Genomic DNA, 10,957 nt, shown 5'->3' on the forward strand with positions numbered 1-10,957 from the left:
AAACCCGCCCTTGCGGGTTCCGCAGTCAGCCATAATTCCCGCAGGTAGGCTTTGAAAACCCGCCCTTGCGGGTTCCGCAGTCAGCCATAATTCCCGCAGGTAGGCTTTGAAAACCCGCCCTTGCGGGTTCCGCGATCAGCCATAATTCCCACAAATCAACTTTAAAAACCCCACCGACGACGATGCGCCTAAGACCATGCACCCCACAAACAGCACAGAACACGCGCCACCACGCGGCAGGTGCAAGTCCGCCTATCGGAAACACCAGCACCACTCGCACACAGACCATAGGACCCAAACACCAGCACGACTAGCACACAGCTCGAGTCTGATCGCCCGCCCCCAGCTTCACTTTAGCGCCTGCTGGTTTCCCGACAATTTCACCGCGTAACATTCGCCCCGCCGCTTCGAGTAATTGTTCTTCTAGGTAAGGCTTAGTAAAATAGCCTCTCGCGCCTAATTGATAAGCCATCTGGCGGTGTCTGTCAGCGCCCCTAGAAGTTAACATAGCAATAGGTAGACCTTCGAGTTGTGGGTCTTTCTGCATTCGCGAGAGAAGTTCCAAGCCGTCCATACGGGGCATTTCAATATCGCAGAAGACGATATCACAGGGTAAGCCAGATTTAAGTTTTTCCCAGGCTTCCTTACCGTCGCGGGCTTCTTCAACCCGATAGCCGGATTTTTCAAAGGTCATAGACAACAACGATCGCACTGTAATCGAATCATCAACAATCAGCACAGTCGGCTCAGTTTTAGAGGCGGGAGCATCTATGGGTTCACTGGGGAGATTATCATCCCATCTCATGGTTTCTACAGTTCGGCGTACCCGATCAGTAGCCAGGTCAATTAATTCTAAAACATCGGCGATCGCCACAATTTGACCATCCCCCAAAACAGTCGCCCCGGCGATACCAATAGGTTTAGGTACCGGACCTTCAAGCTGTTTAATTACGATTTCCTGTTCTACCAAAACCTGATCAACTTGAACAGCCAGATAATTAAGCGCCGCCCGTAGTACAATCACAGAAATCATATCCTCTTCGATATTCGCACCATAAACACCGCCGCGACCCAAATGGCGCTTATAGGTAAGTAATTCTCGCAGGTGGCGGAAAGGCAGCACCGAACCCCGCCATTCTAGGGTCTGTTTACCGTCTGGTCCTGTTTTAATTTGCTCACGAGGCACATCGATCATATCCTCCACCCCATCCATAGGGAAAGCAATCCGAGCCCGATCGCTAATACAACAAAGCGCCCGGGAGATACTCATATTGAGTGGGAGGCGGATCGTAAAGGTAGTTCCCTCTCCCAATACCGAATCGGTAGTAATATTGCCTCGAATTTCCGCCAAATTCGTCCGCACCACATCCATACCAACCCCTCTACCTGCAATATCACCCGCCTGATCCTGGGTAGTAAAACCCGGCAGGAAAAGCAAATTGTATGTATCATGGTCTGGCAGATTTGAAGCGGATTCCAGGGTCAATAAACCCTTCTGTATAGCTTTTTCCTTAACCCGATTCACATTAATTCCCGCCCCATCATCAGAAACCGATAACACCGTTTGGTTGCCTTGGTGGAAAACCTTAATGGTAATCTGACCCGTGGGCGACTTACCCGCCGCCTTACGGACTTCTGGGGATTCGATACCGTGAGCGATCGCATTATTTACCAAGTGAGTGAGAGGGTCGCGCAGTTTACCCAAAAGCATTTTATCTATGAGGGTATCTCGACCTTCCACCACCAATTCCGCCTGTTTACCACACTTAATCGACAGATCCCGCACCGGACGTTTCAGGCCATCGGTTGCCCCGGCGAACTGTTCCATTCTCGCTTTATTCAAGCCTTCCTGTAACTGATTAGTTACTTGGCGCAGTTGGCGACTCACCTGATCTGCTTCTTCCACCAAGAATTCAATATCAGCGGCCGACTCTCGCACCCGCACCACCAACTCAATAATTTCTTGAGAGAGTGTGTGGAAGGGGGTAAAGCGATCGAGTTCTGTGGAGTCAAAAGTGTTAGGATCTGATCTAGTCGGGTGTTCATCACCACCGCCATGATAACTTCCGTGGAAAGAAGCTGATTTTTGCCGATTAGACAATAGGGAAATTTCCAGCAGCGATCGCTCATAGAAATCCTGCATCCGCTGACCCACATCACTTAGCAGCGACACCTGATCCAGCAGGTTATCTAAAAACTGTCGCATCCTTTCTTGGTCTTGTTCCAGGCTATTGCGGTTAACCACCAGTTCCCCAATCAGGTTACTGAGATTATCCAATTCTTTCACCGGAACTTTAGCGATCGGATCAAACTTAGTAGTTTGAGATTTTTGATAAGACGGGCTATATTGGGCGGCTATGGGTTCTTCCAGCAGTTCAGCCAACTCCTTGAACTCATCATCCTCACAGGATCGAGCCCTCTGTTCTTCCCAGGTACTCGATTGCGCCCCTGGCGGTGCTGTTTCACCCAAAAGGCGATCGAGATCAGATAGCACCCCATCATCAGCATTATCATCATCAGTCGTATTTTGATCATCCGTAGACCCTAGCAAATCATCCAGGAGACTCAAATCATCTTCCCAATCACTATCTAACCCCACATCTGGAGTCGTGGTTATGTTGTCAGTTGTCTGCGACGAGGCTGGTAATGGTGTGCTTTCAGTTTTCGGTGCGTTACCCAGTTGGTCGGTTTTCCCAGTGTTTTTTTTGCTACCCAAGCTAACGCACTCTACGGTTTCCTCCGTGTCGCTACTACCAAACAAATCATCAAAATCAAACAAATCTGCAGTTCTATCATCCCACTTCGACTCAGGTGGCGTTTGAACCTGTTTGTCCTCAGCAATAGTGTCTACACTAGAGGTTAATTTGCCATTGTTGTTATCCTCACGGGCTAACACCTCAAACCAATCAAGATCCCCATCAGTCCCCCCATCTTGATTATCACTCTCCCAAGGATCCGGGGTATCTAATGATTGACCAATCCCTGTTGAACTTTCAGGCGCGACAGTTGTTTCCTGTTCCTCATCATCAAGTTCCAACAACTGTTGGATAAAATTATCCGGGTCATCATTACTACTTTTCTTGACAGGTTTAGAATCGGCTGGAGAATTTTCTGGGGTCGGTCGATCGCTTGATTCTAGTTCTTCTAACAGGAGGCTAGTTAAATCGTCATCATCATCAGAAACCGGCTTAAAGTTGCTTTCATTAGACGGCGGTTCATTGCTAAAAAAGCTGTCAAAATCTTCTGTATCACTGTTCAAGTCGGAAAGTTTATCAGCTTCTTCGAGCAGCCTTTCCTCTTCCCAAGCATCTTCAATACCGCCCCCATGACGATCAACCACCTCAAACAGATCCGCCAAACTTTTCAACTCTTCCGGTTGCATTTGCGGCCCTGGCGGGTGGCCGCTGTGTTCTTTTTCCATCTCCACATAATCAACCAATGGGAAATCATCTAGTATTGATTCTGATGTCTTCTCCGGTTCCAAATCAATCTCATCAGTTTCTTCTACTTCCGAGTTCGTAGTTAAATCTAATTCCGACCAAAATTCATCATCAGCCGTTAAAATTCCCTTACCATTCCCATTCCCATTATCTACAGGAGGCAGTAATTTTGACAACTCCGAATCTACCACTATTTCACTTTCTCTATTACTTAGCGCTAAATACTGAGCCTGTTTCATGCCAGTAATCACCACCGGAGCCAGAGTTTTATAGCTATTTGCCCCATAAGCGATCGCCTTTTCTACAGTGTCTAAAAATTGCACCCAGTGCATTTTATCAAAAGTTTCTCCACCCCTAGCCAATTCCCGACAAATTTCAATTAAGCGGTTTCTATTGGCGGTATTATCCGACTTTTTAAACAAATCCAGCATTTCCCGCAACCGTGAAGTTACATCACCACAAAAGAAAAGTTCTTCCGCACTATTGATCGCCTTAACTGTCACTTTCGGAGCAACCTTCACCGCCACTGGAGCCTGAGCCGGGGCTGTTTTCGGGACGCTAGTAGCACCTTCCGCCACTACACCATTTAGTTCCGATAGGTTTTTTAAATTATAGTTTAGTGCTTCAAAAACCGGCTCAACTTCCGTTAACAGGCTTTGGGAAGTTTCCTCTGTCAGTCCATAGGGACCCGACAGATTATCTATTAAAGCTTGCAGGGTATCAAATACTCGTAAAAATAGCGATTCTAGTTGTTGATCAACCTCAATATGAGATTGTTCCGTTATTTTTTCCAACGCTTTAAAGTTATCTTCCAGGCGATGGGCACTTTTTTGGATACTATGAAGACCGAGCATAGCTGCTCCCCCTTTCACCGAGTGAGCCGCCCGATACACCTCATATAATAGTTCTCGGTCTTCAATGGTACTTTGCAGATTCAGCAAGCCCTGTTCTATGGTATTGAGGTGGTCTCTCGCCTCCTCAATAAAGTAACCCATTATCCGTTGTTGTTGTTCTGGTTCCATGGCTTTTTAATAGTATAAATAAATGGACAATATTATTTTTTTAAAACTCAGACACTTACTCAGAAAATCACATTTTACGAGGGTTCATTAATCTTTGACTAGGAACTTTGGCTATTAATGTTCCGAAGGATCTACTCGGAACCTTTCCACCGAAGTTAGCAGATCTCGTGCTACTCCTACCAGGTTACTGAGGGCGCTGGCGACCCTTTGGGCTTCTTGGGATGTATCTTGGGCGCTTAGTTCTACCGCCTGCATTACTTCAGCCACCGCCCTAGCTGTTTCGTTTTGCTCCACCGTATCAGCCGTAATTGATCGCACCAAAACATCAATACGATTGGTTACTTGGATGATATCATCAAGCGATCGCTTCGCTTGTTCCGCCAGACGGGTCCCCTCAATTACTTGCTGGTTTCCTTCCTCCATTGCCATCATTACAGAACTGGTTTGGCTTTGGATCTGCATTACAATTTGTTCAATTTCCTTGAGGGACTTAGCCGACTTATCCGCCAGTTGTCGCACCTCATCAGCCACAATAGCAAAACCACGGCCTGCTTCTCCCGCCCTAGCCGCCTCAATACTAGCATTCAAAGCCAGTAAGTTAGTCCGCGAAGCAATATTAGAAATGATTGCGACAATTTTCGAGATTTCCTGAGAAGATTCAGCCAAACGCTTAACATCTCGCGTCGTTTCTGCCACTGTTTCCCTAATTTTCAAGATACCAGCCACAGTCATTTCTACCGCTTCACCACCCTTAGTTGCTACAGCCGCCGCCGTCCTGGCTACTTCCTCAGCTTCCTTGGCGCTATCTGCTACCCGTTGAATAGCATCAGTCAGCAGTTGCACCGAATTAAGAGTCGCGGCCAATTCCTCCGCTTGTCGCAAAGCATCCCCAGCCACATCTTTGGCAAAACTCGCACTATCCGTCGCTCCACGACTCACCTGACGAGCCGCTTGTTTCACCTGAACCACAATTTCCCGCAGGTTCTGAATTGTCAGGTTAAACGAGTCTGCTACCGCCCCCAGCACGTCTGCAGTCACCTCAGCGCTCACAGTCAAATCTCCTCGCGCCGCCCCTTCCACATCATCTAGGAGTCTAATCACTTGACGCTGGAGGTTTTCCTTAGCCTCCTCCTGTTCTTCCGCCTTCCGTTGAGCTTCCCTGGTGGTGCTTTCAATGAACTGAGCCATGTAGTTAAATTTAGCGCACATTTGCCCCAGTTCATCTTCCGCGTAGACATTCACACGGGCATTAAGGTTTCCTCGTGCGATCGCATCAAACTGTTTTTGCAGGTCGCCAGTCGCCTTCTCTAGCTGTTGGCTGGTAATACGGCCCATAGCAAAAGCCGTCCCAAAACTACTAGCCCCAGCCACAATAGTCATCAACCAACCTGAGCGGCGTAGATAGTTAACCACTTCCCCTTGATAACTACTAGCAGCAACCTTAGTAGCAATATTAGTAGCCACAGCCACAGCAATCAAAGTTACTAACCCACTCCCCAATGCTATATAAAAAGACTTAGATCTGAGCGGCTTATTTTCCAGGAAGGCAAATGAGCCCTGTTCTACCGAAATATTAGTATCAACCGAGTCTTCTGATAGGTTAGAAAATGCCGTGATCGCCTCCCTTTCTGTGGGAGTATTGAACACATCATCCTCGTAGATCGCCGAGCTATCGTTATCTGGGATACTGCTAGACCTTCCCAGGAAATTACTATCGAGGTCATCATCATCCAAGTCAGCGCTATCGGGCATAAAAGCATATCCCGCCGCATCTGGAATCCCAAAACCCTCTACATCATCAAACTCTTCAAAATCCTCTAAAAATTCGTTGACTTGAGAACCAGAGGTTTGATTTGTCTTGTTGTGGGCGATCGCACCATTAGCCGTCCCATTGCTTACAGTTGACTCTTCCAGGCTATCGAGGTCAAACGTATCCGGGATATCATCCAGTTCCAACTCCTCAGATACTGAATCATTAATTTTGTCCCCATCCAGATTGAAATCAGAGAAATTTTCTTCTTCCTCATCTAAATTATTATTTGGGGTCTTATTCAGGCTGATCTGATCAGGTTTCACCAATCCTTTACCGTTACCATTACCGTTAGTTTCTGCCACAGTTTGATGCCTAGCATCAGCCATATCTTCTAGGGGAGAAAAAATATCATCCTCCTCTAGTTCCAGTTCTCCGATATCCAGTTCATCCTGCACATCGCCCAAATCCGGCGGTTTAATTTCTTCGGCAACATTATCAACTATCGGTTCATTAGTTATCGGCCCATCAGTTAAAGGTAGATCTGTCAGGCTGAAATCGTCATCCAAATCATCCAAACTGTCTTGATGTTCTTGAGTCACCCCAGGGGTATTTGTCCCGGGGGAGTCTTTATGGGAATCATCGATTAAATCTTCCTCAAACAAGTCTTCTGATAGTTGTTCGAGGGAGCCACTCATGGGGTCTTCTGGATCTAATCCTTCCGTCAACACCAGTTCATCCTCTTCGTCCATCACAAAGGGATCTGATGTTTCTAGGTCAAAATTCAAGTCAGGGTCTTCTTCTTCCTCGTCAGTTTCTTGCCCCTGAGCAAAGGGGTTATTTAACGGGTTGGTTAGGTCCGGGTCTACCTCATCATCTAGGTCGAAGTTGGAATCATCTACCAGGGGATTAGCTTCTAATTCTAGGGGATTAAAGTTATCTTCTTCTAAGTCAAATTCATCTTCTAGGGAGTCATTTAGTTCTTCACCCCCTACACTGGCTTTACCATTCAAATTTTCCGGCTCTAGTTCATCTGCAGATCTATCTAAGTCCCCGAGGTCGTCGTCGATCGCCTCTAAGTTTTCCTCTGTTCCTTCCTCAAATTCGAGGTTACTTAGTTCATCTAAATCATCCAAGGCTGACGATATATCTATTTCTTCCATGCCCATATCTTCGTCATCATACAAATCCAGAGCATCATCCAGGGTTTCTATAGTTGCCGAGGGTTTTTGGGGATATTTCCCTAGTTGTTGGGATGCTGCCGTTAATTCTTCCAACTCATCTAATTGTTCATCGATCGCATTTAGATCTAGTTCTTCTTCCAAATCAAAATCGAGGGAACCGTTAGCATCATCACCTACCGAGCTCAAATCCTCTAGGATAGTTTCTTGAGCATCATCAAACTCATCATCAAACTCATCATCCAAGCTAATATCTCCCAAAGACGAACCGGTCTCCGAGTCCTCGCAGAATTGACTAGCTTCTGTCAAGTAGTCTTCCGCCTGTTCCACCAGTGCCGGGTCTTCCGTCAGGCTAAGGACCACCTCATATTGTTCCCGTGCCACATCGTATTGTTGTAAACCGTAGTAAATGTGACCACACAGGAGGCGAGCGAATGGGTCTTCCGGGTAGTCTTCCACTAATTTATAGACTAAAGTAGCCGCCTCGTCCAATTTTCCATCTGTGTAGGCTGCCTCAGTTTTTTGGTACTCCTGCAGATATTCTGCACTTGCTGTCATTGGCCATTCCCCTTACGACTCTATAAAGTTACCGCAAAAATTACATTTAAAACTTAAAACAACTGTATTAGCTTAGTTAGTATCTTGATTACTGCTTGGGCAAATGTTGGACTGATGATGACCACAACCCCCTCAATTGTAATCATCCTGAGCCACAATTAGTTATATTATAGTGATGCAGATAGCTGTATTGGTTCAATCACCTTGTATACAGCTTATTTATACTGCCCACCGAGCCGATCGCAAAACGGCAATTTGGTCTAACAGGCGCAAAGGTTTATCTGGTGAATCCTCCAGAACCCACTCCCCTTTTATATAGGGAGCCATGCTATCGGGAACCTGAACTGGCGTTCTCATTTTTTCTATGGGTAGCCAGTCCATAGCCGTCAGATTGTTTATCGACTCTACTGCTAAACCCAACATAGTATCTTGGTCTTCTACGGCAATTACGGGAATTTCCGTGCGATCGGTGTTTAATTGCATTGTATCTCCCAAAAACTGTCCTAGATCAGCCACCCAAACCACTCGTCCCCTCAAGTTGAGAGTCCCCAACAGTAGGGATGATACATTGGGAATGGGAGTAATGCGGTCAATTGATTGAGATAGGACTTCTTTGATACCCATAGCGGGCAAGGCAAATTCGGCACCCGATGCCACAAAAAAACGCAGATGCAACTCACCCTCTGGGGTTTCTAGCTCCTGAAACTCGGAGCCGTCTGCACCTTGACCCGTGATAAAATCGGGACTTCCAACCATTACCCCTCACCTACCCCCTTAATAGCTGTTTAACCGTCCCTACCAGTTCAGTCGGCTGAAATGGTTTGGCGATATAAGCATCTGCCCCCTGTTTCATGCCCCAATATCGATCGAACTCCTCTCCCTTGGAAGAACACATCACAATGGCAATTTTTTGAGTTTTCGGATCAGACTTGAGACGGCGACACAGTTCGTAGCCATTCATGCGAGGCATTACAATATCCAACACCACTAGATCGGGAGAGATTTGTTGAACTTGTTCTAGTGCCTCTACACCGTCGCTTGCTACCGCGACTTTTAAGCCACTTTCTCTCAGGAGATTTGAGATCATCTCCCGTTGTGTCACACTGTCTTCTACAACCATAATTGTATTCATACTATCTTGCTGAGTTGCTGGGTTCTAAGTTAACTGAGGCAGGGCGCGGAGGGACTGGGGCATTTCCAATATAATTCGGCCAACCCTCAGCTCCGAGACATTCCAGTTACAAGCCATTGGCTTTATTGCAACCGCGATATTCCACCCGCAGAGTTGATTTGATCAAATCCTTAATGCGAATGGATTTAATCTCAAGTATACCTAAGTTCGCCACCTATTGATTACACTTTGAAATCAGACCGAATAAGACTCCTCCGAGTCAAGAGAAGGCCACTTATGGGAAAAAGTCTCGGCGAGTTGACTTTCTAGCTTCCGGGAATGACCGTCGGCTGTACCCACATAGTTTTCTACCAGCGTCAGTAACTCCCTCTTGCTAAACGGTTTGGTCAGATAATTGGTCGCTCTCACCATTCGGGCTTTGAGGCGATCGATAAATCCATCAATGCCTGTTAGCATGATAATCGGAGTTTCCCGAAAAGCACTAGAACTTCGCAACATCGCGCAAATTTCATATCCATTTAGTTCCGGCATGGCGATATCGCATAAAATCAGATCTGGTTTCAGTTGGAACACTTGACTTAATGCCTTCAGGGGATGACCTATAGCCGTCGCCTCGTAGCCATGCTCCGTTAAGATTAACTCTACTGTCTCCCGAATTACGCGATCGTCATCAATACAGACAATGCGGGGAACCTTACTCTCGAACTGAGAACGGGGGTACGGACTTGGTTCGGTCGGCCGAAAGCGCAGTTGCACAAAACCCTGTTGTAAAAAAGGATAGATCGCCTTGGTGACTGCGACAATATCTCGGTTCAAATAACGGGAAATTTGTCGGAAAGTCGTTTTTCCGTCCGCCCAACGGGTTAAAGTTTCAAAGACATTGGGACGCACTACTTGTCTAAGTTTGTCTGGGTCTAAAATGAGGGGGCACTGACTGGGGGATTGGATATGGGGGTGAAAAGTTTTCCACTCCTGCACCTGTTTCATAATTTTAGGTAACACCGTGTTGATTTGTAAAGTCATTAATTGCGGTGCTAGGGGTGAACCCATTTCAAAGTTAAAAGCCCCGTGGTGAAGGCTGAGAAGGTCGAATAGGGTTTCGGAAATCATCCCATGGAGAATGCTGCGCCCCTGGGTGGGGGTAATCGCGTTTTGTTCTAGTAGCACCCACAAATAGCCGTATTCGGGCGCGTTAACTGCCGTAATTGACGGCACTTCTAACTCATTGAGGACTTCTGTTAACTTGTAGCGGTACAGGTAGTCCCGCAGTCTTTTCAGGCTACCCTCGCTTTCCCCAGCATAGACAATTCTACCGTTGGAGCAAAAAACTAGCCAGCAGTGACTCTTCAAGCGATCGCTATATTTTTCCGAAACTACCGAGGCGGCGGGGCTATAGGCTTCCACCATTAACTGACCGGTGCGTTGACCGACTTCGACCAACTGCAATATACTGCGGATATCGATTTCATTTAAAGAGCCTTGCATGAAGCCGCTTGGCCTCCTGACGATCGCTTAAATTTTTTTAATGTCCTCATACAACTCAATTAATGGGATTGAGGAGGGTAAGGGCAACATTACTGTCTTACACTCTCGTTAGGATAGCATAAATAGTGAATTAACTCAATCCATCGTGGTGGATAATGTATAATGGACAATTGATCATGGTGGACGCGGGTTCTCCCAGGACTTGACCTCCTCTGGGTAATACCCCATCACTTGCCCCCCGGCAATAATCAAGAATTGTGAATAATTAATAATTAATAATTAATAATTAATAATTAATTATTCCATTGATAATGGTGGACGCGGGTTCTCCCAGGACTTGACCTCCTCTGGGTAATACCCCATCACTTGCCCCCCGGCAATAATCAAGA

General features: G+C 46.5%; 6 protein-coding genes. All 6 read right to left on the reverse strand.

Going from position 1 to position 10,957, the window contains the following annotated elements; genetic code table 11:
* Positions 1-25 precede the first annotated feature (25 nt).
* Complete coding sequence (locus ACTIE0_RS05360; protein WP_035758729.1) at positions 26-289, reverse strand: hypothetical protein; 264 nt, start codon at positions 287-289, stop codon at positions 26-28.
* 21 nt (positions 290-310) lie between these two features.
* The gene (locus tag ACTIE0_RS05365) at positions 311-4,462 is read right to left on the reverse strand and encodes a hybrid sensor histidine kinase/response regulator (RefSeq protein WP_006621464.1); all 4,152 of its coding nucleotides are present in this window, start codon (positions 4,460-4,462) and stop codon (positions 311-313) included.
* Positions 4,463-4,576: 114 nt separating this feature from the next.
* Complete coding sequence (locus ACTIE0_RS05370) at positions 4,577-7,951, reverse strand: methyl-accepting chemotaxis protein (protein WP_006669108.1); 3,375 nt, start codon at positions 7,949-7,951, stop codon at positions 4,577-4,579.
* 219 nt (positions 7,952-8,170) lie between these two features.
* Positions 8,171-8,707, reverse strand: coding sequence for a chemotaxis protein CheW (locus tag ACTIE0_RS05375; protein WP_006621462.1), 537 nt, complete (start codon positions 8,705-8,707; stop codon positions 8,171-8,173).
* Between the two features lie 10 nt (positions 8,708-8,717).
* A complete protein-coding gene (locus ACTIE0_RS05380; protein ID WP_006617199.1) occupies positions 8,718-9,083 on the reverse strand; it encodes a response regulator transcription factor in 366 nt (121 codons plus the stop codon).
* Positions 9,084-9,317: 234 nt separating this feature from the next.
* Positions 9,318-10,568 (reverse strand): response regulator, encoded by a 1,251-nt coding sequence (locus ACTIE0_RS05385; RefSeq protein WP_006621459.1) that lies wholly within the window; start codon positions 10,566-10,568, stop codon positions 9,318-9,320.
* Positions 10,569-10,957 lie beyond the last annotated feature (389 nt).

The organism is Limnospira sp. (genome assembly GCF_051859755.1).
Classification (GTDB): domain Bacteria; phylum Cyanobacteriota; class Cyanobacteriia; order Cyanobacteriales; family Microcoleaceae; genus Limnospira; species Limnospira fusiformis.

Bases quoted from the DNA above. Each gene is read 5' to 3' on its own strand.
- ACTIE0_RS05365 (WP_006621464.1), bottom strand. From the start codon at position 4,462: ATGGAACCAGAACAACAACAACGGATAATGGGTTACTTTATTGAGGAG.
- ACTIE0_RS05360 (WP_035758729.1), bottom strand. From the start codon at position 289: ATGGTCTGTGTGCGAGTGGTGCTGGTGTTTCCGATAGGCGGACTTGCA.
- ACTIE0_RS05380 (WP_006617199.1), bottom strand. From the start codon at position 9,083: ATGAATACAATTATGGTTGTAGAAGACAGTGTGACACAACGGGAGATG.
- ACTIE0_RS05375 (WP_006621462.1), bottom strand. From the start codon at position 8,707: ATGGTTGGAAGTCCCGATTTTATCACGGGTCAAGGTGCAGACGGCTCC.
- ACTIE0_RS05370 (WP_006669108.1), bottom strand. From the start codon at position 7,951: ATGACAGCAAGTGCAGAATATCTGCAGGAGTACCAAAAAACTGAGGCA.
- ACTIE0_RS05385 (WP_006621459.1), bottom strand. From the start codon at position 10,568: ATGCAAGGCTCTTTAAATGAAATCGATATCCGCAGTATATTGCAGTTG.